Below are 23441 nucleotides of genomic sequence, written 5' to 3'. Positions count from 1 at the left end.
TTGAGCTCCCATCATGCTTTTTCCACCTTCACCAGGAAGGATTTGAATTCCGGCGTTTGCGAATTCGCATCCCCCACGCCCGGTGTCAGGGTATTGATCAGATACCCCGGCTTGGCCACGCCCGTGAAGCCCCAGTGCAGCGGCAGGCCGACGGTATGCACCTGCTTGCCCTCGATCATCAAAGCCTTGATGCGCTTGGTGACGACGGCCTTGGCGATGATATGGCCGCGCTTGGAACTGACGCGGACCTCGCCACCGGCCACCACGCCGATGCTTTTCGCCAGCTCTTCGCCGATTTCAACGAATTGCTGCGGCTGGATAATGGCGTTCAGGCGTGCATGCTTGGTCCAGTAATGGAAATGCTCGGTCAGGCGGTAGCTGGTCGCCACATGCGGATATTCCTCATGGGTGCCGAACATTTTCCGGTCATCGGCGAACACGCGCGCGGCCGGATTGCTGGTCGCCTGCGGGTTTTTCGGATGCATCGGGTTGTAGCCGAGCGGATTTTCAAACGGCTCGTAATGTTCGGGGAACGGCCCTTCGGCCATGGCGCCGCGCGCAAAGAAACGCGCCACGCCCTCGCCCAGCATGATGAACGGCCCCATGCCGTTTTCCGGCGGTTCGTCGACCTTGAAGTCGGGAATATCGGCCCCGCTCCAGTTGGTGCCGTTCCACTCGATCAACTTGCGGGTCGGGTCGAAGGCCTTGCCCTTCAGGTCGCAGGAAGCGCGGTTGTACAGCACGCGGCGGTTGGCCGGCCACGCCCAGGCCCAGCCCAAAGTCTGGCCGATGCCGGTCGGGTCGCTGTTGTCGCGCCGTCCCATCTGGTTGCCCGCCTGCGTCCAGCTGCCGGCGAAGATCCAGCAACCGCTGGAGGTCGTGCCATCGTCGCGCAGCTGCGCAAACGAAGCCAGCTGCTCGCCCTTTTTCACCAACAATTTGGTGGCGTCCTTCGGATCGTACAGGTCGGCCAGCGCCTTGCCGTTGAATTCACGAGCGATCTCTTCCGGCTGCGGGTTATGCGGCTGCGCATAATTCCACGTCAGGTTGACGATAGGGTCCGGGAACTTGCCGCCCTCTTTCTGGTACATGGTGCGCATGCGCAGGAACAGGCCCGACATGATCTCCAGGTCGCTGCGCGCCTGGCCCGGCGGTTCGGCCGCCTGCCAGTGCCACTGCAGCACGCGCGAGGAGCTGACCAGCGAACCGCGCTCTTCGGCGAAGCAGCTGGTCGGCAAGCGGAACACCTCGGTCATGATCTTGCTCGGATCGACTTCGTGGTACTGGCCGTGCGGCTTCCAGAATTCGCCCGTTTCCACCGCCAGCGGGTCCATGATCACGAGGAACTTCAGTTTCGACAGCGCCTCGGTGACCTTCTGCTTGTTCGGCGCGGACGCCAGCACATTGAAACCCTGGCAGATATAGCCGGTCATCTTGCCTTGGTGCATCAGCTCGATGGCCTGCATCAGGTCGTACGGCTTGTCGAGTTTCGGCAGGTAGTCGAAGGCGTAATTGTTTTCCGCCGTGGCAAAGTCGCCCCACCACGTCTTCATGAAGCTGACGTGGAATTTGCGGTAATTGCTCCAGTAGCTGAGCTGGTTCGGCCGCAGCGGCTTGGTGGCGCGCGCGGCGATATAGCCATCGAAGTCTTGTTCGGACTCGTTCGGCAGGGTCATGTAGCCCGGCAGCAGGTTCGACATCAGGCCCAGGTCGGTCAGGCCCTGGATGTTCGAATGGCCGCGCAAGGCGTTCATGCCGCCGCCGGCGATGCCCATATTGCCCAGCAACAGCTGCACCATGGCGCCCGTGCGGATGGTCTGCGCACCGGTCGAATGGTGGGTCCAGCCCAGCGCATACAGGATGGTGCCGGCGCGGCCGGGCACGGCGGTCGAGGCCAGTGCTTCCGCCACTTTGTGGAATTTCTCAGGCGACACGCCGCACGTGCGTTCGACCATTTCGGTCGTGTAGCGCGCGTAGTGCTTCTTCATCATCTGGTAGACGCAGCGCGGGTGTTCCAGGGTCGGGTCGACCTTGGCGTAACCATCGTCGCCGATTTCGTAGTCCCAGGTGGCCTTGTCGGTGTACTTGCCTTTTTCCTTGTCGAAACCCGAAAACAGGCCATCTTCGAAGGCATAGTCTTCGCGCACGATAAACGGCATGTCCGTGTAGTTGCGCACGTACTCATGCTGGATCTTGTCGTTCGTCAGCAGATAGTTGATGATCGCGCCGAGGAAGACGATGTCCGTGCCGGTACGCGTGGCGCAGTAGTAATCTGCCACGGATGCGGTACGGGTAAAACGCGGATCGACCACGATCAGCTTGGCCTTGTTATGCGCCTTCGCTTCCGTGACCCATTTGAATCCGCAAGGATGTGCTTCTGCTGCATTGCCGCCCATGACCAGGATCACATCGGCATTCTTGATATCGACCCAATGATTCGTCATCGCGCCACGGCCAAACGTCGGGGCAAGACCTGCCACCGTCGGTCCGTGTCATACACGCGCCTGATTATCAAAGGTCAGCATCCCCATGCTGCGCACTGTCTTGTGGGTCAAATACCCTACTTCGTTGCTGCCGGCGGACGCGGCCAGCATGCCGGTGGAAAGCCAGCGGTTGACGGTCTTGCCGTCGGCATTCTTTTCGATCAGGTTGGCGTCGCGGTCATCCTTCATCAGGCGCGCGATCTTGTCGAGCGCCACATCCCAGGAGATCGGTTGCCATTCGGTGCCACCCGGTGCGCGGTACTCGGGCACTTTCAAGCGATTGGGGCTGTGGATGAAGTCGATCAGGCTGGCGCCTTTCGGGCACAAGGTGCCGCGATTGACGGGGTGATCGGCATCGCCTTCCACGTGAATGATGCTGGAGACGGCGTTTTTCGCGCCATCGCCCAGCCCGTACAACAGGACCCCGCATCCTACCGAACAGTAAGGACAGGTATTGCGTGTCTCGGTGGTCCGGGACAGCTTGTATTGCCGCACTTCCGCCAGCGCCTGGCCCGGTGCAAAACCGAGCATGGCGAGGCTGGAGCCGGCAATGGTCGCGCCAGTTACCCTGAGGAACTGGCGCCTTGACATCTGAACCATATCAGGCCTCTATGAGGTGAGTAAAATAAAAAGATCATGGCAGCTTCATATTGATAAGATATAAGCAACATGCTTGTGCCATATGACTGTATTTTACGCCTCAATCACCGATGGGGCTGCATCAAGAGATCAAGATTACTGATAGACAATATTTCTTCACATTAAATTATGGTTTCTTTTAAGCAATAAACCCCGCCGCCGCCGCCAGTTGCAAGGTCAATCCGCCGGCCGGCAAGATGGGCGCCAGACGCACCGCCTGGCCCGACCACAGCAGGCTGAAGTCGCCATTGCCCTGCGCCTCGGCCTTTTGCTTGAGCAGCAGAGAGGCGCCGCCGGCCAGCGGAAAGGCCGGCGCCAGCGAACTCATCGGCCCCCTCTCCGTCACCAGCCGGTTGGCGATCCCACGCGCGGGCCGCCCCGTAAACACATTGGTGAGCCGCGTCTGGTCGTCGCGCGCCTGCGCCAGCGCGGCGCGATGGATGGCCGAGGTGCGCGCTTCCGGACACAGCAGATAAGCCGTGCCCACCTGCACCGCCGAGGCTCCCAGCGCCAGCGCGGCACGCACGCCACGCGCGTCCGCAATGCCGCCGGCCGCGATCACGGGCAGCCTGACGGCGTCGGCAATCTGCGGCACCAGGGCGAAGGTGCCGACTTGCGCATCGATATCGTCTGTCAAAAACATGCCGCGGTGGCCACCCGCTTCCCAGCCCTGGGCGATGATGGCGTCGCAACCGTGGTGCTCCAGCCATACGGCTTCCGCCACGGTGGTGGCCGACGACAGGATCACCGCGCCGCTCGCCTTGACCCGCGCCAGCAGTGCGGGCGCCGGCAGGCCGAAGTGAAAGCTGACCACGCCGGGGCGCAGCTCTTCCACCAGCGCGCACATTTCCTCGCCAAACGGATGTCGCACCGAGGTGGGGATGGGCAGCGCCGGATCGATGGCCAGCTCGCCATAATAGGGCGCCAGGTGCGCGCGCCAGGCCGCTTCGCGTGCGGCGTCCACTTCAGGCTGCACGTGGCAAAAGAAGTTCAGGTTGACGGGCTTGTCGGTCGCGGCGCGAATCGCCTGCATCTCGGCGCGGATCTGCTGCGCGTCGAGTCCGGCGCAGGCGAGCGAGCCGAGGCCGCCCGCCTGCGCCACGGCGATGACGACCTCATGCATGGCGGCCGCCACCATCGGCGCCTGGATCACGGGCAGTGCCACCCCCAGCAAACTGGTGATGCGTTGGTCAGGAAGAGTGTTCGTCATGGCGGTCCTTTCGTCAGGGGTCTGCCCCATTAGACTATGCCAGCGGGCTTTCTGCCAGCGGCAACGCTGGCGTCACCAATACCGAATGGTCGAACTGCTGGCGCACGCGCTGCAGGAACGCCGCCAGCGCGGCCGACACGAAACCGTCGCGGCGGCGCACGCACAAGGTTTCCACCGTGCCCGCGCCATCGGGCACCACATGCATGGCCAGGCTGTTATCCAGCAGCAAGGGTTCGACCAGCGCGCGCGGCAGCAGGCTGATGCCGATGCCGGCGCGCACGCAGCCGAGGATGGCGTCGAGCGAACCGAGTTCCATCATGCGCAAGCGGGCCGTGCCACGGCGCCGCATCACGGATTCGAGCAGTCCGCGGTAGGAGCAGCCGTCGCGAAACACGATCAGCTTGGTGTCCTGCAGACTGCTCCAGATACTGGCCGGACCAAACACGCTGACCCATGGCGCCGTGACCAGCACCAGCTCTTCCACGCCGACCGGTTCGGCCAGCAGTTCGGGCTGGGCCGCCAGGTCGATCACGCTGGCGGCCACCAGCGCCGCATCCAGGCTGCGCGCCAGCACCGCGTCGCGCATCTGCTGCGAAGTGCCGGTGCGCAACGTCAGGTCGACCTCGGGGAAATCCATGGCGTAGCGCACCAGCATGTCGGGCAGGCGCAGCGCGGCCGTGGTTTCCATCGCGCCGATCAGCAGCGGCCCGGCCGGCTCGGCTCCCGCCTGCATCGCCTTGCCCGCCTCGGCCAGGGTGTGCGCGATGGCCGCGGCATACGGCAGCAGGCGTTCACCGGCACCGCTCAGTGTCATGCCGCGTCCGTGGCGGTAGAACAGCGGCACGCCCAGTTGCTGCTCCAGCCGCTGGATGCGCTGGGTGACGTTCGACGGCACCGTGCCCAGCCGGGCGGCGGCGCGCGTGACGCTGCCGCCGTGCGCCACGGCGGCGAAAAATGCAAGGTCGGTGGAATCCATGGCGGTCACTGGCGTTCAAAACGCCAGTATCCCATGAACAACTACAAGCTGTAGCGCAAGGTCAGCGCCACATTGCGCGGCGCGCCCGGCAAGCTCAGGTTCGGACTGCTGCCATGACCTGAAACGATGTAGCGCGTGTCGCCCAGATTATTGACGTTCAGCTGCACTTCATACTTGCCGGTACGGTAAGCCGCCATGGCGTCGGCCGTTACATAGCCAGGCAAGACCACCGTGTTGCCCGGATTGGCAAAGCGGCTGCCGACGGCATTGGCGCCGCCGCCCACCGTGAAGCCGCCACCGAGATCCTTGGTGAGCCAGAAATTGGCTGTCTGGCGCGACGTCAGGGTGGCGCGCTTGCCCTTGACGGCGACCGCACTGGCGGTGGTGGCGCCCGGCGTATTGACGCTGCGGTCGACGGCGATGGAATCGGTGATGGTGGCGTCCAACCAGGCATAGCCGGCCGTCATGCGCCAACCACCGCGCAGGTCGGCATTGAAGCTCAGTTCCAGGCCATCCGTGCGCTGCGTGCCGACCGGCACGATGCGATTGGTGATGGGATCGCTGGTCTTGATATTGTCGCGCTCGAGACGGAACAAGGACACCGTGGCGCTGGCGCGGCCGCCCAGCAAGTCATATTTGGCGCCCACTTCCGTGTTGCGCGTCGACTCGGGCGCCAGGTCGGCATTGTTGGCGGCCAGCGCGAAATTTTCGCCGCTGGGCTGGAACGAGCGGCTCCACGAGGCGTAATAGGATTGCGTGGCGCCCGGCTGCCAGACCAGGCCGGCGCGCGGACTGAAGTCGGCATCGGTGCGCTGCAAATTCGCTGTGGTGGCGCCGGCCGCATTGACCAGGCGCGACTTCTGCCCGTAGCGGTCGTAGCGCAGGCCGGCCAGCGCCTTCCATTCTTCGCTGAAGGTCAGCGCATCCTGCACATAGGCGGCGGCCGTGTCATAGGTACCGAAGGTGTCGCTGCGCACGCCCAGTTTGGTGCGATCGACGCGCGGCAGCACGGGGTGGACAATAGCCACATTGGTCGCCACCACGGTCGATGCCCAGCTGTTGGCATCCTTGCCCTGCGTACCGAATTCCGCGCCGTACAGCACTTCATGGCGGACACTGCCCGTGACCAGCTTTTGCGTCAGCTCGGTCTGGTTGAACCAGCCGCTTTCGTCTCGGTTGAGCTTGGCATGCCCGAGGTTCATGGTGGCGCGCACCTCATTGACGTTGCCCGAGATATTCGTGTTGTTGCGGTCGAGGTGGTAATCGTAGTAACGGAAGCCATTGCGCAGCGACAGCGTGTCGCTGAACTTGTGCGTCAGGGTGGCGGAAGTCGATACCACGCGAGACTGGCTGAAATCGGCATCGCGCGCATTGGCCGCGCCATAATAGGTGCGGGCATCGACGCTGACCGGACGGCCCTGGTAGGAAGGAATGCCGAAATCGGTCAGGCGGCGGTCTTCCAGGTAGTCGCCCTGCAGCAGCAGTTGCGTGGCGGCGGACAGGCGGATCGCCACCGATGGCGCCAGCGCCGTGCGATCCAGGAACTGCTGCTCGCGGTAGCTGTCGGCCAGTTCACGCGCACCCGTCACTCGCCACGATACGTCTTCACCGGCGCGGCCCACATCGATCTCGCCCCGGCGCCCCGCCGTATTGGTCAGGCTCAGCGCCACGTCGCTCACGTCAATGCCCGGCTTCTTGCTGACGCGGTTGACCAGGCCGCCCGACGAGCCACGGCCATACAGCACGGCCGCCGGTCCCTTGATCACCTCGAGCCGCTCCACATTCGACAGGTCGCGGAAATACAGCGCATCGTCGCGGAAACCATCGACGAACTGGTCGCCGATGGCCGTGAAGCCGCGGATGAAGACCTGGTCACGCTGGCCATCGCCGGTGGACAGCCCGACGCCCGGAATATTCTTCATGATGTCCTGGATCGACAGCGCGTGCTGGTCGCGGATCACGGCGGCCGGCACCACATTGATGGTCTGCGGCACGTCGCGCAAGGCCATTTCCGTCTTGGTGGCGCTGCCCGAGGTGGGCGCAACGTAGCCGGCGCCATCCTTCGCGGCCGTGACCGTGACGGCCGGCAAGCTGTCCTGGGCCAAGCTAAGTGGTGGTAATGCCGCGCCAGCAAATGCGCCCAACAAGGCGATGGTCATGCGTGCAAGAACGGGTTTGTTGCGCGGTTGCATAGATTTCCTGTTATTTATTTGAATGAGAAGCATTCTCAAGACAATATTAACAGCAGCCGTTCTGCAAAGTAAGGAAAATGTAAGTAACAGTACTTATAGACAGGCCACTTGAGGTAAATAAACGACAGCAAACCAGTATCAAAATACCATTTAAATTGCTTTGAAAAACTATTTCTCTACATCAATGCTATACTCGCCGCTTGTCGGGAGACGATTTATCAGATCGCCGCTCCCTTGGCTACACCTCCATCGCCACGCATGATGTGGCTTGCCGCAACGAACCACGCGGCACCCGAAGACCCCGATCCCCTGCGCCTTGCGGCGCCTGTCCGCCCTTGCTGGCGGCGGCGATCATGATTACTGAACTGTTAGGACCACCATGAAAAACCTGAACATCGGCGGGCGCCTCGGCGTCGGCTTTGCCATTGTATTGCTGTTGCTGACCGCCTTGACCGTGACCGCCATCGTGCGCATGCAAACGGCCAGCGACCTGACTTATCGCCTGATCCATACCAGCATCAAGAACCAGCGCATGGTGGCCGAATGGGCCAAGATCATCGAGATCAACAGCGTACGCGGCGTCGCCACGTTCGAGATGAGCGATCCGGTGGCGCGCGCCAAGATGGAACAGGAGCTGAAAGTCCACGCCGAGCGCTCCAGCCAGCTGCAGGACCAGATCGCCGCATCGCTGCGCAACCCCGCCGTCAAGGAACAGTTCCAGGTGGTGCGCAAGGTGCGCACCGACTATGTCACCGTGCGCGGCCGTGCCTTCCAGCTGAAAGCCGATGGCGATTTCGACGGCGCCAAGCGGATGTTCGAGAAGGACGTCACGCCGATCACCACCGCCTACCTGGCGGAAGTGAAACGCTTTTCCGAGATGCAGATCGCCGCCGCAGATGGCGTCGCCAACAGCATCATGGACACCTACACCAGCACGCGCACCCTGCTGATCGAACTGGGCCTGCTGGCCATCGTGGTGGGCGTTGTGTTTGCCTGGCGCATCACGCGTTCGATCACGCATCCGATCCGCGCCGCCGTCAAGGTGGCCGAAACCGTGGCCGCCGGCGACCTGACCAGCACTATCCTGGTAGCCAGCCGCGACGAAACGGGCCAGCTGATGCATGCCCTGAAAACCATGAACGACAGCCTGGTGGCCATCGTCGGCCAAGTACGCAGCGGCACCGACACCATCGCCACGGCATCGTCCGAGATCGCCGCCGGCAATATGGACCTGTCCTCGCGTACGGAGCAGCAGGCCAGCTCGCTGGAAGAGACGGCCTCATCGATGGAAGAGCTGACCTCGACCGTCAAGCAGAATACCGATAACGCACGCCAGGCCAACAAGCTGGCCGGCGACGCGGCCGATATCGCCAGCCGCGGCGGCGCCGTGGTGGCCGACGTGGTGTCGACCATGGGCGACATCAATGCCTCGTCGAAGAAAATCGTCGACATCATTTCCGTCATCGACGGCATCGCCTTCCAGACCAATATCCTGGCCTTGAACGCGGCCGTGGAAGCGGCGCGCGCCGGCGAGCAGGGCCGCGGCTTTGCCGTGGTGGCCACCGAAGTGCGCAACCTGGCGCAACGTTCCAGCGCAGCCGCCAAGGAGATCAAGGGCCTGATCGACGACTCGGTGCAAAAAGTCGACGCCGGTACGCGCCTGGTCGACAAGGCCGGCCGCACGATGGAAGAAATCGTGCAAAGCATCGGCTTTGTCACCTCCATCATGAGCGAAATCAGCAACGCCAGCGAAGAGCAAAGCGCGGGCATCGAGCAGGTGAATCAAGCCATTTCCGAAATGGACCAGGTTACCCAGCAGAACGCCGCGCTGGTGGAAGAAGCCTCGGCCGCCGCCGAAGCGATGCAGGAACAGGCCAGCGAACTGGCGCAGGTGGTCAGCGTATTTCGTCTCGACACCGGTGCAGCGGCGCCGGCACGCGCCAGCCGGCCAGCCGTTTCCGCAGCGCCAGCGAAGAAAGCCCCTGCCCCTGCCTTGAGCTTGCCGGCACAGCGCAGCAAGCCGAAGGCCAGCAGCAGCGAAGGCGAGTGGGAAGAGTTCTGACAAGTTACATCTTCAGTCCACCAGCCGCCGGTCCAGGTCATAGCGCGGCAGCGCGAAGTCCTCGTCGATCTTGCGAACCTTGGCCGCGGCGCCTGGTTTCAACAGCGCCTGGATGCGTGAGCTGCCGAAGAACCGTTGCAGGATGCGCGCGACGGAGATCCCGAAGCGCGTCTTGACGTGCATGAGCCGAATCAGCCGGGGACTCAGCTCCCGCTGTGAACGCTCGGCATACGGCCGCAGGAGGCGCTCATACGCCTGGAAAGCCTGGGTGTGGGTCGCGCATTGCTTGATCTCTCCCGCCAGGACATAGGCGCCCACCAGCGCCAGGGCCGTGCCCTTGCCCGTGAACGGCGTGGGGCAATGTGCCGCGTCGCCCAGCAACACCAGCCTGCCTTTCGACCAGGCGGATGCCTGCACCTGGCTCATCGGTCCGAAGTAGAAGTCCTGTACCGCGCCGAGTTCGGCGATGATTCGATCGGCCACCGTGCCGCGCCCCTCCAACGCGGCACGCAGCATGTCGCGCCGTGACTGCTGCGGCGGTCTCTGCGGGTCGGGCTCACTGGCCGGAAAGGTCATCAGGACGGTCGTCTCCGTGGGGCCACCAGGCCTGAGGTTGATCATCGTTCCGCCGATGCCGTTGACGGAACAGGCCCAGAAGTCGTCTTCCGGACGCCGGGGAATCTTGAAAAACGCCATGTAAGCGCCGAGGTAGCGCATGCGCGTTTCATCCGCCAGCGCCAGGTCCCTGGTTGACGAGCCCAGACCATCGGCGCAGATCACGAACGCGAATTCCTCTGCCCTGCCGTCGGCAAAGGTTGCGCGCACGCCATCCTCGATTTCTTCAATGGCATCAACGGACGTGCCAAAACGGTATTCGCACCTGTCGCGCGTCGCATCGAACAAGACACGGGCGAAATCGCCGCGCAGGATTTCGAAATCGCTGGTCAGGCCACCGATGCTCCCCTTCGGAAAAACGGCCACCACCTTGCCGGCCGCGTCCAGCCACTTCTGTCCGCACTCCAGCGTGTCACGTGCTGCGATCTGTTCCGTCAACCCCATCAACTTGATGACCTGTTGCCCGGCGCCCTTCACATCGACGTTCTGCCCGCCATCCCTGAAGGCACTGGCCTTTTCGACAATGACCACCGAGTAGCCGTACTGGACCAGCCACCATGCACATGCCGGGCCGGCGATACCGCCACCGCAGATCAGGATTTTCTTCGTTGCGTCCATCGTGTCAGCTCTCATGCTTGTAATTGAGCATCCATGTTAGGTGGGCACTGTCTTGGCCACAAGGAGCAGACTTGCCATGTTATATTGAATTCTTGCCACACCTATCCGACCTGTTTGAAAGTTCCCGATGCCTGTTTTCAGCGACGCCATCTCCATCGACTGGGAAGACCCGGATACCGTGCCGCGGCCCGTGATGACCGTCGGCGCCGCCGGCCTGGACATGGCGGCCACGGGCCCCGACGGCCGGCCCCTGATCGACAGCGGCAAGGAAGCGCACTTCCACCACCATCGCAAAGGTCAGTTCCTGCTGTGGCTGCGTGGGGTGCTTACCTGCGAGGTCGCCGGCGGCTTCTGGCTGGTGCCGCCGGGAAGCGCCATCTGGGTACCTGGCGGCGTGCTCCATCGCATGGAGACGGCCGGCACGGTCGAGTGTTACGTGGTCTATGTCGATCCTTCCGTGGGCGACGCGATGCCGCGATATTGCTGCACCTTGCCGACCACGCCGCTGCTGCGCGAGCTGGTCATCCGTTCAGCGGCATTGCCGATGCGCTATGAGGAAGGCGGCATGGCGTCACGCATGATGACCTTGCTTCTCGACGAAATGGCGTTGGCGCAGCCCGGGCAAATTCATTTGCCCATGCCGACAGACAAGCGGCTGCGCAAACTGGTCGAGTGGATCATGGCGAATCCCTCCGCTCCGGGAAGCATCGACTCCTGGGCACACCGGATGGACATCAGTGCGCGCACTCTCTCGCGCCTGGTCTCCAGAGAAACCGGCATGAGTTTCGGACGCTGGCGCAGGCAAATTCATATCCTGCTCGCCCTGCAATGGCTGGCCAGGGGCGCGACGGTACAGGATGTCGCAGACGGCCTGGGCTACGAGAACGCGAGTAATTTTGTGCTCATGTTCCGTAAAATTCTGGGCGAAACGCCGGGGCGCTACTTGCAATCGAACGGATGATGCGCCAGCGCACGACCACTGTCCAACGCAAGCCACGATATCCGGGTAACAGCGGGAAAGGCAGCGTCGCCGCTACAATCGCGCTTCGATCTTTTTGAAGGAAGCGCCGTGCACCTGTCCGTCAACCGCCTGGCCCTGCCGCTGATGCTGCTGGGCGCCGCCATCCTGCAAGGTTGCGGCACTGGCCCACGCCAGCATACCGGCGCCATGCCGGCTGCGCCTGCCAGCCCTGGCTACTGCATCGGCCGCCTGGCCGTCACCGCGCAAGCGCCCTTGCAGTTCCTCGGCGGCACCACGCAATTTTACTGGGGCGATATCGACACCTGGCGCGAAGACGCGGCCAGCTATCGCCGGCGCGTGCTGGCTGCGCGGGCGAGCGTCGATGGCGCGCGCGTGCGGCAACTGCTGAAACCGGTGGAAACATTGCCGCATCACGACGGTGTATTGATCGTCGCGCGCGAAGAGGACCAGCAGCCCTTCGATCCGAACGTGGTGCAGGTCACCGGCTTTATCCATCGCGACGGCACCACCATGCGCTTCAGGAAGAGCGCTGTCAGCCGTTTGCAGGACGTGACGGAACAGCGCGCCAGGGAAATCCTGGCGGCCAGCGATGTCTCCAGCACACCGTTCCCTCCGGCACGGCAGGCACAGGATGGCTTTTGCGTCATGCACGGCATGGTCAAGCTGTACCCCCTGCCCGGCTGGCACGAGGCCATGCGCACCGAGGGCAAGTTCATGCTGCAAGGAACTCCTTATCGCTTCAGCCTGCGCACGCGCTACCTGCGCGCGCTGTCGCTGAACGCACTGGAAGCGGACAACCAGCGGCTGGTGCTGGCGGAACTGGCCGGCGGCACGCCGGGCAGCCCGCTGACGGAGCAGGCATTGCATCCGAATGCCAGCCTGCTGACCCTGCGCACGTTGGCCGGCAGCAGCAAGCGCATCGTGGAATGGCGCTTGCCTGCCAGCAGCGTATCACCTGCTACGCCGGTGACATTCCTGTATGTCTGGCCCGAATCCGATACCTTGACTACCGGGCAAGACGCCGCTTTCACGCAGTGGCTGGCATCGCGGCCGCAGCAGAGTACGCCGCTATTGCAAATACAGTCCGTGCGGCCCGCCGCCACGCAGGCCAGGCCGGCACCGGTCGCCGAAGAAAGCAAGGCGGTGTACCGTGTGCAGCTTACTTACCAGGGCAAGCAAGATGCGGGCAACCGCCATTACCTCATCTCGCGCGACGGCAAGCAGGTCGACGAAGGCCGCAGCGATGCAGCCGGTTTTACCCGGGCGCACAATGCCGATTACGACGAGATATGGGGCACCAAAGTCATGAACAAGTAATCAGTGCTGGCCGGCCAGGCTCGCTTCGGTGTCGCTGACCAGCTTGGCCAGTTCGCGCGGCAAAGGCTGGGCCAGGAAGGCCAGCGCCAGCGCCTCGGGTTCGATGGCGGCATCGAGCGGCAAACCCGTTTCAAAGCCGCCCACCATGGTGCGGCAGAAATGCGGCGACTGCGGCCGCGTTTCCACGTACCAGCAACCGGCATGGGTCTGCACGAAATACTCGCCTAAAAAGTAACCAAGCATGGTTTTCACCCATTGCCAGCTTTCATCGCGAATCGCAATCGTGCGCATGGCCGCGTCGATATAAGGCAGGTATTCGCCCGCATTGTTCAGCACTTCATGCGCCGGCTGCATGCCCAGTCGCTCGACAAAGCCGACCAGCGCACTGCCCAGCTCGTCGTAATGGATATCGAACGCCGCCAGGCTGCGCTGCAATTGTTCTTCCTGTTCACGCGACAGCATTGCCACCTCTTCTTCAAGTACGTTAATCATGTTCAGGCCATGCCCACATCGACGCCGGCGCGCGCCAGCAGCGCTTCATTGCGCTTGGACAGATGCCGCACCTGCAGATGCTTGCCTGCCCGGTCGTAGCGCTCATACAGGCTTTCCAGCGCGGCGATCGCCGAATGGTCAGCCATATGCAGATGCTTGCAATCGAGTACCACGCGCGCCGGGTCGGTGGCCGGCTGGAACAGTTCCTGGAAATGCGCGGTCGAGGCGAAAAACAGGGTGCCATGCGGCAGGTAGACACGCTCGCCTGCCGTACTGTCATCGATATCGGCGCGCATCTCGCGCGCATGTTGCCATGCAAAATTGAGAGCCGCGATAATGATGCCGCACACCACCGCCATCGCCAGGTCGGTCAATACGGTGATGATGGTGACGGCGACGATCACCAGCGCATCCTGTTTCGGCACCTTGCCCAGCACGCGCAGCGAACCCCAGGCAAACGTTTCCTGCGCCACCACGAACATCACGCCCACCAGCGCGGCCAGCGGAATGCGCTCGATCAGCGGCGACAGGAACAGGATAAACAATAAAATCATCACGCCGCTGGTCAGGCCCGACAGGCGCGAACGGCCGCCCGAACTCAGGTTGATCATGGTCTGGCCGATCATGGCGCAACCGCCCATGCCGCCAAACAGGCCCGACACCACGTTCGACGCACCGAGCGCCACGCATTCGCGATTCGGCTGGCCGCGCGTTTCCGTCATTTCATCGGTCAGGTTAAACGTCAGCAAGGTTTCCAGCAAGCCCACCATCGCCATCAGCGCCGCATACGGGAAAATGATGCGCAAGGTCTCGCCATTGAACGGCACCGTGGGCCAATGCAGGGCCGGCAGGCCGCCGGCGATATGCGCCAGGTCGCCCAGGGTGCGCGTCGGCAGTTGCAGTGCATAGCTGAGCACGCCTACGCCGAGTATCGCCACCAGCGCCGGCGGCACGGCTTTCGTCAAACGCGGCAGCAGGTAGACGATGGCCATGGTCAGCGCCACCAGCGCGCACATCACGGCCAGCGGCGTACCCTGCAGCCAGCCATGGCCTTGCGGCGTATTCTGGCGAAAGTGTTCCAGCTGCGCCATGGCGATCACGATCGCCAGGCCGTTCACGAAGCCCAGCATCACCGGATGCGGCACCATGCGGATCAACTTGCCCAGGCGCAAGATGCCGAACAGCGCCATGATGATGCCGCTTAGCACCACGGTGGCCAGCAGGTATTGCACGCCATGCTGGGCGACCAGCGCCACGATCACTACCGCCATCGAGCCGGCCGCGCCCGAGATCATGCCGGGCCGGCCGCCGAACACGGCCGTCATGGCGCAGATAATAAAGGCGCCATACAGGCCCATCAGCGGATTGAGCTGGGCCACCAGGGCAAACGCGATGCACTCGGGCACCAGCGCAAACGAAGTGGTCAGCCCGGCGAGAAAATTCTTTTGTATATTCGGGAACCATTCGGCCCGAAACGCTGCATTGATCATTGAACTATCCAGTTAAAACAGAGAAATGGCGCCCTGGTGCCGTGTATCCAGGCGCAAGCAAGCATCAGTTTCGCAAGGGAAACTGGCAGGTGGCGTTAACCGTTGGAAGGTCAATGACTACATCGGTATGGCGGAATGGGACGATAAACCGCGCGCCGGGCGGCGCTGCTGGGCCAGCTTCGGATTATACAAGATTGCCCGGTCCAGCCAGCATCGTCAAAAATATCCGACAATAGCGGAAACATTTAATTAGAAGAGAGAAAAATCGATGGCAAGCCGGCCCTCCTCCGAACAACGGCGCGAATTTGGCGCCTTTCTGTCCAGCCGGCGCGCCCGCCTGCAGCCGCAGCAATTCGGCTTGCCCGAAGGACCGCGCCGCACTCCCGGCCTGCGCCGGGAAGAGGTGGCGGTATTGGCCGGCGTCAGCGTCAGCTGGTACACCTGGCTGGAACAGGGGCGCGATATCCAGCCTTCGCCCGAGGCCTTGCAACGCATCGCCAAGGTCTTCAAACTGAACCGGGTGGAAGCGGCCCACCTGTTTGCCTTGAGTTCGCTCGAACCGCCCGCCATCGCCACCGGCGGCGGCGTCAGCGCCGGCCTCGAGCTGCTGGTGCGCGCCATCGATCCGATCCCGGCCTATGTACGCAACAGCCGCCTCGACATCCTGGCCTGGAACGACGCGGTTGCCGCGCTGTTCATCGATTACGGCATGCTGGCGCCGCACGAGCGCAACACCTTGCGCCTGCTGTTCTTGTACCTGCCCTACCGCAGCCGCATCCTCGACTGGGAGCAAATGGCACGCGGCATGCTTTGCACCTTCCGCGCCAACCGGGCCCAGGCGCAGGCGCAAGGGCAGGACCAGGCCGCGCCCTTCGACAGCCTGGTCGAAGAGCTGTCCGGGCAGAGCCCGGAATTTCGCGACTGGTGGCAAGGCAGCGACGTCAAGGGCTTCGACGAAGGCCGCAAGCGCCTGCGCGACGCGAATGGCCAGACGCTGGAATTCACCTATGTCTCCCTCACACCCCAGGGGCGGCCGGACCTGTCGCTGGTCACGTATATCCCGCGGCCCGCTGCCAGGGACTCGCGGTCATAGGATAACAACACGCCTTCTTCGCCCCGCCCGGCCTGCCTACACTGATGCTCATCGCGGCGCCCGGTGCGCCGCCCCAACCATCATGGAGGTACTGCTATGTCCGTTTCGACCACCGCTGCCGGCGCCACTTCACGCAACTCCGCCACCGGCGAGCTGATCGCCACCTATGCCAGCCAGACGCCGGCCCAGATCGAGCTGCTGCTCGACGCCAGCGCCGCCGCCTTCCGCCTGTGGCGCGCCACGCCGATGCACGAGCGCGTGGCCGCGTATCGCCGCCTGTCCGCCATCCTGCGCGAGCGTTCGGAAACGCTGGCCGCGCTGATCACCACTGAAATGGGCAAGACGATTGCTGCGGCACGCGGCGAGGTGGAAAAATGCGCCGCCACCCTCGACTGGCTTGCCGACAATGGTCCGGCCATCCTGGCCGACGAAGCGGTGGCGGCCGACGGCGGCGACCAGATTTACGTGTCGTACCTGCCGGTCGGCACCGTGCTGGGCGTGATGCCGTGGAATTTCCCGCTGTGGCAGGTGGTGCGCGCCTCGGGTCCGATCATGTTGTCCGGCAATGGCTTTCTGTTGAAACACGCACCGAACGTGATGGGCTCTGCCTATGCGCTGCAGCAAGCTTATGAAGCGGCCGGCTTTCCGCCCGGCCTGTTTGCCAACCTGGTGGCCGCTAACGACACGGTGGCGCGCGTGATTGAAGACCCGCGCATCGCGGCCGTGACCTTGACGGGCAGCATGCGCGCCGGTTCCGCCGTGGCCGCCACTGCCGGCAAGGCGCTCAAGAAAAGCCTGCTGGAACTGGGCGGCGCCGACGCCTTTATCGTGCTGGCCGACGCCAATGTCGACCTGGCGGTCAAAGCCGGCATCGAAGCGCGCTTCCAGAACGCAGGCCAGGTCTGCCTGGCGGCCAAGCGCTTTATCCTGGAACAGCCGATCGCCGAGGAATTCACGCGCAAATTCATCGCCGCCGCGCAACAAGTGAGGGCCGGCGATCCGTTCGATCCCGCCACCGCCATCGGCCCGATGGCGCGCGGCGACCTGCGCGATGAGTTACATGGCCAGGTCGAACGCACGCTGGCGGCCGGCGCCACCCTCGCGCTCGGTGGTCACAAGGTCAACGGGCCGGGCAACTACTATGCGCCGACCGTGCTGACCGGCGTGCTGCCCGGCATGGCCGCCTTCGACGAGGAAACCTTCGGGCCGGTGGCCGCCATTACGGTGGCCGACAACGCCGAGCACGCCATCGAGCTGGCCAATACCAGCGACTACGGCCTGGGCGGCAGCCTGTGGACCAGCAATGTCCAACGTGCCCAGCGCATCGCGCGGCGCCTGGAAACCGGTGGCGTCTTTATCAACGGCTACCCGGCCACCAACGCCCGCATTCCCGTCGGCGGCGTCAAGAAGAGCGGCTACGGGCGCGAACTGTCGCACTTCGGCTTGCGTGAATTTACCAATGCGCAGACGGTGTGGGCCAAGACGGTCGGCTGAGGTCATGGCGTCAGGCCGGCAATATTGACCGCTCAGCTTGCCAACTCGCCAAAACAGGCTTTCAGCACCGCGATAAAAGCGGTACTGGCGGCAGAGTGATGGGCGCCTTTGCGCCGTAGCACTGAAATTTTCCGCGGCGGCATTGGCGGCTCAAGCGCAATCGCGACCAGCTCCTGGTGGATGGCAGTGATCTGATTCGGCAGCACGGTGCCGAGCATGCCGCGCTGGACCACTTCCACCAGTGCGCTGATAGAATTGACCTCGACGGCGACATGCGGCACGATGTCATGCGCCTTGCAATAGGCATTGATATGCTGCCGGGTGGCAAAGGCCTGGTTCAGCAGCACCAGCGGCTCGGCCTGGAACTGCGTCAACGTCATCGCCGCGGCCTGCCTTGCGCACCGGTGCGCGGCGCCCACCACAAAGCTGAGCGTTTCAAGGAATATCGCTGCGCTTTCAAACTCGGCCAGGTGCACCGAATCAAAACCCAAGCCGACGTCGAGCTTGTCGTCCACCAGCCATGCTTCGATCTGGTCCTGGTCGATTTCAGAAAAATGAATGGTTACTCCTGGATACAGGCGGTAAAAGCGGTCGATGGCCGCGCCAATCAGGTAAGGAGTAAAAGTTGGCGGTGCCGCGAAACGCAGGGTGCCGCGCACCAAGGTGCCGACCTCATGCACCGCCCTGGCACCGGCGTCGATATCCTGCAAGGCGCGTTTCGCATAATGCTTCCACGCCTCGCCCGCATCGGTGAGGCGCACGTTCTTCGCCGACCGGTCAAACAAACGAGCACCCAACGACTCTTCGAGCTGCTTCATTTGCTGCGACAACGTCGGTTGCGACACATGCAGCGCAGCGGCGGCCTGGGTAAAATTTTGATGCTCGGCAACGGCCAGAAAATATCGGATATGGCGTAATAGCATGAGCGGGCAGTCTCTGGAAGCGAAGCATCACAGTGTATCGCCGAACTTGGAAGGCCGTGCTCGCCGGCTTACAAGCCCAGTTCGCTCAAGCCAGGATGATCATCGGGACGGCGCCCCAACGGCCAGTGATATTTCCGCTCCGACTCAGCGATGGGCATGTCGTTGATGCAGGCAAAACGGCGCTGCATCAGTCCGTCCGCCGCAAACTCCCAGTTTTCATTGCCGTACGAGCGGAACCAGTTGCCGGAGTCATCGTGCCACTCATAGGCATAGCGCACGGCGATGCGGTTGCCATCGTATGCCCACAGCTCCTTGATCAGGCGGTAGTCCAGCTCCTTGCGCCATTTGCGTTCCAAAAAAGCGCGCGCCTCATCGCGGTTGTCGGCGAACTCGGTGCGGTTGCGCCATTGGGTATCGACGGTATAGGCCAGGGCGACCCTGGCTGCATCGCGGCTGTTCCAGCCATCTTCGGCCAGCCGGACTTTTTCGATTGCCGTCTCGAGGGTGAATGGCGGCAGCGGTGGGCGTGTGATCGGTGCATCTGACATTTGCATCTCCTGGTCAAAAAGAACGGGACGGCCAACATGGCCGCGAGGAATCTACTGCAAGCTAGCGTACTGAAAACCGGCCATAGTGTCCAAGATCAATTTCTTATAATACCGATAGGCAATACCAATAGCTGGAATGGGACGGCAACGGTGCTCACGCCGCTCCGTTGCCACCCAGCTGCGCCACCAGGAAATCGACCAGGCTGGCCAGCCGGCGGCGCGGATACGGGTCCTGCAAATACAGCAGGTGCACCGGCAGCGGCGGCGGTGCGCAGTGTTCCAGCACCACCACCAGCTTGCCGCTGCGGATGTCCTCGGCCAGCATCACCTCGGGTTGCAATATCAGGCCGGCGCCGGCCAGCGCCGCAGCGCGCAAGGCCTGGCCATCGTTGGCCGAGAACGCCTGCTGGGTGGGCCACGCCAGCACGCTGCCATCCGCCGCCATCCATTCGGGCTGCCAGGACTGATGCACCAGGCAGCGGTGGTCTTTCAAATCGCGCCACTCGCGCAGCGTGCCATGGCGCGCCAGATAGGCGGGCGAGGCGCAGACAAGGTTCTGGTACGGGCGCAAGGGCCGCGCCACCAGGCCCGAATCGGGCAAGGTGCCCACGCGCACCGCCAGGTCGACGCCCTCCTCGATCAGGTCGACCATGGCATGCGCCAGCACCAGTTCGATCTCCACTTGCGGATAGCGCTGCTGGTAGGCAACGATCAGCGGCGCAATCAGCGTGCCGCCCATCGATACGGGCGCCGCGACACGCAATTTGCCGCTCGGTTCCGCATCCACATCCTGCACCGCTTCCTGGGCGCGGGCCAGTTGGTCGAGGATTTCCCTGGCGCTGCGATAAAACAGCAGGCCGGCATCGGTCAGGCTTTGTTTGCGCGTATTGCGCTTGAGCAGGCGCGTGCCCAGCAGCTCTTCCAGCTGGCGTATCTGCCGCCCGACCATCACGGTGGTGATGCCCAGTTTCTTGCCCGCCAGCGTGAAGTTGCCCGCCTCGACGACATTCACCAGCGCTTCCATGCATTTCAGTTTATCCATTGCCTGCCTGTGCCGTCATGATTCTTTACCTTGGGTTCAAACACTTTGTCAGGAGCACCACTTCACCGCGCCACGCACATCGGCGAGAATACAGGCACATCATCCTGTTCACCTCGACCTCAAGGCAACCATGCACGCTCTCTCCGACTTTCCCATTACCGAAAAATGGCCCGCGTCTCACCCTGAGCGCATCCAGCTGTATTCGCTGGCCACGCCGAACGGCGTCAAGGTCTCCATCATGCTGGAAGAAACCGGGCTGCCCTACGAGGCGCACCGCATTATGCTGGACCAGGACGGCGTGCTGTCGTCGCCCTTCCTGTCACTCAATCCCAACAACAAGATTCCCGCCATCATAGACCCGGCAGGCCCCAACGGAAAGCCGCTGGCGCTGTTCGAGTCGGGCGCGATCCTGCTGTACCTGGCGGAAAAAACCGGACAATTCCTGCCTGCGGACCCGGCGCTGCGCTATGAAACCATCCAGTGGCTGATGTTCCAGATGGGTGGCGTGGGGCCGATGTTCGGCCAGGTGGGATTCTTTCACCGCTTTGCCGGCAAAGAGTATGAGGACAAGCGTCCCTTGCAGCGCTATGTGACGGAAGCGAAGCGGCTGCTGGCCGTGCTGGAACAGCGCCTGACGGGCCGCGACTGGATCATGGGCGAGCAATACACGATCGCCGATATCGCGATTTTTCCCTGGGTACGCATCCTCGGCGGCTATTACGAAGCGGCCGAGTTGCTGGGCACCGAACACTATCCGAATGTGCAGCGGGCGCTGGCGCGCTTCGTGGAGCGCCCGGCGGTGATCAAGGGGATTGCTACCCCGTGATTAACAAGTATCCGTGAGGATTACTTGGCTGGCTGATCCGAAGCCATCGGATCGGCAGGTTCGCCCAGCGTATCCAAAAGAGCGAGGCTGACCCTTTTGAATGTGGCAAAAGCAGTGGCAAAGTCGGGCCGCATCTGACCATAAACAAGAGGCAAAAGCTGCACGTCATATTCGGTTGCGGTTTGTTTTTCGTGTTCCGCGGCCGCCAATGCACCAAGCAGGCATGCTTTGGGGCTATCTGCGAACGCTTTATCGCTACCGAATTCAGTGCGATCAAACTCTACCAGTGCGGAGAAACGGGCGACAGCTTTGCCAGAAATATTGGAGTCAAACTTTTCGATGCAATAAATATCGTAAATATGGCGTACCAATGCTTGATCCCACTCTTGCTTCATTTCACCAGCTCGGTGCAGCGCGTGGCGGCGGAGAAAAGAGAGCACTTTTTCAGCCATTGTTTCTTCGATAGCAATGCATTCAATTGATAGCGCTGCGGTTGCCGGCGCACCCAACCTTTCCATCAAGTAAGAAATTGGTGCGACTACCGTAGCAAACTGAGGATCACGTACCGTGAACTCCAAGCTCAGATGCGGTCGCAAGGCCGTACTGGCGCCGTATTCTGAGTGATAGAGCCAACTACTCGCACAATACCGATATTCGTTCAATACCTTTCTGCCGGCGTCTTCTTCAAATCCAAAGCGCATCATTGCTTCGTTGACTTGCTTGTGCACATCACGCAAATAATTTTTCATGCCGGATCGACTGAGGCCGTGATTGCTGCTCATGACAATTTTCAGATCCACATCTTCCGACATTCGTTCAATGACACCATATGCCTTCGACAAGCTTGTACCACCACAAAAGACAAAACGACACTTGTCAAATTTCAACGCGAACAATACCTTGAGGGCATCGGTTACATGAATATCCTTTTCGAGCAATGCCGCGCTACCGCCAGACTCGGTAACGATCGCATCGATCAAATCACGTTGCGATGGCGAAATCGTTTTCATAAGTTATCTCTTGCTTCCCAAAAGCCAACTTGCGGCTGATTCGGCGCCGCCCTGTATTAACGACTTCATTCACGGGGAGTTGCGTTGTGCGTCCGGCGTTGTAGTCCTGGACAAGTTTGCTCGGGAAGACTGCGACGCCCATTTTTTTCAATGCATCGGGAGCGAGTACGGCAACAGGCCGAACTGGAATAGGCATTCCAGTGAGCGCACTTTTCTTGGCCTTGGCATACACGCCTATACCTAATCTGACGATAACCCCGGATGCAACAAGCTGACGAAGCGCGCGAGTAAGTTGAGCCTCGCTGCCCATGGCACTAAAATCGCGTTTCAGAAAGACGTCATCTTTCCTTTTGCCAACTGATATTTTTATACGATTTTCGAGAATCATTTCAGGCGCCGATCATCATGTGCAAAAAATTTTTCATTTAAAATGATGATTTTAAATGAATTTCTCCATCAATCCGCAATCATGACATCAGTATACCATGGTCACTTGAACGATGATGGCGCCAAGCAGGCATTGACGCCGGCAGATCACTTGAAGTCTACCATCAGGCAACAACAGAGCCGTGGCGGCGAGCGTGGTCAGCCGCCACGTCGTTGGCCGGTGATAGCCTATGCAGCAGCAATATGTTTGATTGAATTCACAGCATTATTCAGGCAATAAGTGAGAGGAGAATCGCGTGCTCAAAACACCTGATGCGTCGGGCGCAGCACGATTTCGTTGATATCGACATCGGCCGGCTGTTCGATGGCGAACGCGATCGCGCGCGCCACCGAGGCGGCGGGAATGGCCTGCTTGTAAAAGTCGAGCACGGTGTCGGTGGCGGTGCCCGAGGTGCTGTGCTTGAGGTCGCTGTCGACCGCGCCCGGCGCGATCGAGGTGACGCGGATCTTGTCGCCCACTTCCTGGCGCAGGCCTTCGGAAATGGCCGAAACGGCGAACTTGGTGCCCGAATACACGGTGCCGCCCGGTGCGAACACCTTGACGCCGGCGACCGAACTGAGATTGATGATATGGCCGCTTTCCTGCGCCAGGAAGCGTGGCAGCGCGGCGGCGATGCCGTACAAGGTTCCCTTCAGGTTGACGTCGATCATCGCGTCCCACTCGTCGGTGTTGACTTCCGACATCGGGCGGATCGGCATCAGGCCGGCGTTATTGATCAGCACGTCGAGACGGCCGAAATCGGCCACCGTGGCGGCCACCACGGCCTCGACCTGTTTCTTGTCGGTCACATCGAGCTGATACGCCCTGGCCGCGCCGCCGGCGGCGGCAATCGCCGCCACCACCTCGTCGAGCTTGTCCTTGCGGCGCGCCGCAATCGCCACCCTGGCGCCGCGGCTGGCCAGCAGGCGCGCCACTTCCGCGCCGATGCCGGTGCTGCCACCGGTGATCAATACAACCTTGCCTTCGATATTGCTGCTCATA

Annotated in this window: 20 protein-coding genes; 7 read left to right on the top strand and 13 right to left on the bottom strand. The window is 62.2% G+C overall.

The genetic code is table 11. From position 1 onward, the window contains the following. Positions 1-11 precede the first annotated feature (11 nt). The 4 genes from fdnG to ACP7B7_RS05245 all read right to left on the bottom strand — a co-directional run bounded on the left by fdnG (position 12) and on the right by ACP7B7_RS05245 (position 7500). Entirely contained in the window at positions 12-3083 is a 3072-nt protein-coding gene (fdnG, locus tag ACP7B7_RS05260) for a formate dehydrogenase-N subunit alpha (RefSeq protein WP_308925574.1), read from the bottom strand. Between the two features lie 178 nt (positions 3084-3261). After that, on the bottom strand, positions 3262-4332 hold the full coding sequence (locus ACP7B7_RS05255; protein ID WP_308925573.1) for an NAD(P)H-dependent flavin oxidoreductase: 1071 nt from the start codon (positions 4330-4332) through the stop codon (positions 3262-3264). A 34-nt stretch (positions 4333-4366) separates the two neighbouring features. After that, complete coding sequence (locus ACP7B7_RS05250; RefSeq protein ID WP_426075965.1) at positions 4367-5308, bottom strand: LysR family transcriptional regulator; 942 nt, start codon at positions 5306-5308, stop codon at positions 4367-4369. A 41-nt stretch (positions 5309-5349) separates the two neighbouring features. Beyond that, the gene (locus ACP7B7_RS05245) at positions 5350-7500 is read right to left on the bottom strand and encodes a TonB-dependent receptor (RefSeq protein WP_308925571.1); all 2151 of its coding nucleotides are present in this window, start codon (positions 7498-7500) and stop codon (positions 5350-5352) included. Positions 7501-7879: 379 nt separating this feature from the next. On the opposite strand from ACP7B7_RS05245, the gene ACP7B7_RS05240 reads away from it, so the two are divergent. After that, entirely contained in the window at positions 7880-9562 is a 1683-nt protein-coding gene (locus ACP7B7_RS05240) for a methyl-accepting chemotaxis protein (protein WP_426075964.1), read from the top strand. Between the two features lie 12 nt (positions 9563-9574). On the opposite strand, the gene ACP7B7_RS05235 is transcribed toward ACP7B7_RS05240, so the two are convergent. Beyond that, positions 9575-10795 carry an FAD-dependent monooxygenase gene (locus tag ACP7B7_RS05235; protein ID WP_308925569.1) on the bottom strand — a complete coding sequence of 407 codons (1221 nt, stop codon included), beginning with the start codon at positions 10793-10795 and terminating at the stop codon, positions 9575-9577. Between the two features lie 127 nt (positions 10796-10922). Here ACP7B7_RS05235 and ACP7B7_RS05230 point away from each other — a divergent pair, with 127 nt between their 5' ends. Together ACP7B7_RS05230 and ACP7B7_RS05225 are read left to right on the top strand one after the other, a co-directional pair. Next, positions 10923-11756: an AraC family transcriptional regulator gene (locus tag ACP7B7_RS05230; RefSeq protein ID WP_308925568.1), complete on the top strand. Its 834-nt coding sequence runs from the start codon at positions 10923-10925 to the stop codon at positions 11754-11756. A gap of 108 nt (positions 11757-11864) precedes the next feature. Further along, on the top strand, positions 11865-13094 hold the full coding sequence (locus ACP7B7_RS05225) for a hypothetical protein (protein ID WP_426075963.1): 1230 nt from the start codon (positions 11865-11867) through the stop codon (positions 13092-13094). Here the strand turns inward: ACP7B7_RS05225 and ACP7B7_RS05220 are convergent, their stop codons facing one another. Continuing rightward, positions 13095-13586, bottom strand: coding sequence for a hypothetical protein (locus tag ACP7B7_RS05220; RefSeq protein ID WP_426075962.1), 492 nt, complete (start codon positions 13584-13586; stop codon positions 13095-13097). Positions 13587-13588: 2 nt separating this feature from the next. Then, positions 13589-15076, bottom strand: coding sequence for a SulP family inorganic anion transporter (locus ACP7B7_RS05215; protein WP_426075961.1), 1488 nt, complete (start codon positions 15074-15076; stop codon positions 13589-13591). Between the two features lie 268 nt (positions 15077-15344). Between ACP7B7_RS05215 and ACP7B7_RS05210 the strand changes: the two genes are divergently transcribed. Beyond that, complete coding sequence (locus tag ACP7B7_RS05210; RefSeq protein ID WP_426075960.1) at positions 15345-16169, top strand: helix-turn-helix transcriptional regulator; 825 nt, start codon at positions 15345-15347, stop codon at positions 16167-16169. 96 nt (positions 16170-16265) lie between these two features. Continuing rightward, a complete protein-coding gene (locus ACP7B7_RS05205; protein WP_426075959.1) occupies positions 16266-17663 on the top strand; it encodes an NAD-dependent succinate-semialdehyde dehydrogenase in 1398 nt (465 codons plus the stop codon). A 32-nt stretch (positions 17664-17695) separates the two neighbouring features. Here ACP7B7_RS05205 and cynR read toward each other — a convergent pair whose 3' ends face one another. From cynR to ACP7B7_RS05190, 3 genes are all read right to left on the bottom strand, one after another. Further along, the gene (gene cynR / locus ACP7B7_RS05200) at positions 17696-18586 is read right to left on the bottom strand and encodes a transcriptional regulator CynR (RefSeq protein ID WP_426075958.1); all 891 of its coding nucleotides are present in this window, start codon (positions 18584-18586) and stop codon (positions 17696-17698) included. 68 nt (positions 18587-18654) lie between these two features. Then, the gene (locus ACP7B7_RS05195; RefSeq protein WP_426075957.1) at positions 18655-19134 is read right to left on the bottom strand and encodes a DUF1348 family protein; all 480 of its coding nucleotides are present in this window, start codon (positions 19132-19134) and stop codon (positions 18655-18657) included. A gap of 154 nt (positions 19135-19288) precedes the next feature. Next, positions 19289-20176 carry a LysR substrate-binding domain-containing protein gene (locus ACP7B7_RS05190; RefSeq protein WP_426075956.1) on the bottom strand — a complete coding sequence of 296 codons (888 nt, stop codon included), beginning with the start codon at positions 20174-20176 and terminating at the stop codon, positions 19289-19291. 130 nt (positions 20177-20306) lie between these two features. Here ACP7B7_RS05190 and ACP7B7_RS05185 point away from each other — a divergent pair, with 130 nt between their 5' ends. Beyond that, a complete protein-coding gene (locus ACP7B7_RS05185; RefSeq protein ID WP_426075955.1) occupies positions 20307-21002 on the top strand; it encodes a glutathione binding-like protein in 696 nt (231 codons plus the stop codon). 20 nt (positions 21003-21022) lie between these two features. Here the strand turns inward: ACP7B7_RS05185 and ACP7B7_RS05180 are convergent, their stop codons facing one another. Next, positions 21023-22012: a nucleotidyl transferase AbiEii/AbiGii toxin family protein gene (locus tag ACP7B7_RS05180; protein WP_426075954.1), complete on the bottom strand. Its 990-nt coding sequence runs from the start codon at positions 22010-22012 to the stop codon at positions 21023-21025. After that, positions 21984-22400: a DUF6088 family protein gene (locus tag ACP7B7_RS05175; protein ID WP_426075953.1), complete on the bottom strand. Its 417-nt coding sequence runs from the start codon at positions 22398-22400 to the stop codon at positions 21984-21986. Before ACP7B7_RS05175 ends, ACP7B7_RS05180 begins: the two co-directional genes overlap by 29 nt. A gap of 42 nt (positions 22401-22442) precedes the next feature. Here ACP7B7_RS05175 and ACP7B7_RS05170 point away from each other — a divergent pair, with 42 nt between their 5' ends. Then, positions 22443-22679 carry a hypothetical protein gene (locus ACP7B7_RS05170; RefSeq protein ID WP_426075952.1) on the top strand — a complete coding sequence of 79 codons (237 nt, stop codon included), beginning with the start codon at positions 22443-22445 and terminating at the stop codon, positions 22677-22679. Between the two features lie 20 nt (positions 22680-22699). Here the strand turns inward: ACP7B7_RS05170 and ACP7B7_RS05165 are convergent, their stop codons facing one another. After that, positions 22700-23440, bottom strand: a complete 741-nt coding sequence (locus tag ACP7B7_RS05165) for an SDR family oxidoreductase (protein ID WP_426076058.1) — start codon at positions 23438-23440, stop codon at positions 22700-22702. Position 23441 lies beyond the last annotated feature (1 nt).

Origin of the sequence: Janthinobacterium sp. PSPC3-1 (assembly GCF_049896105.1) — a bacterium.
Classification (GTDB): domain Bacteria; phylum Pseudomonadota; class Gammaproteobacteria; order Burkholderiales; family Burkholderiaceae_D; genus Janthinobacterium.
This window is presented reverse-complemented; position numbering and strand designations above follow the sequence as displayed.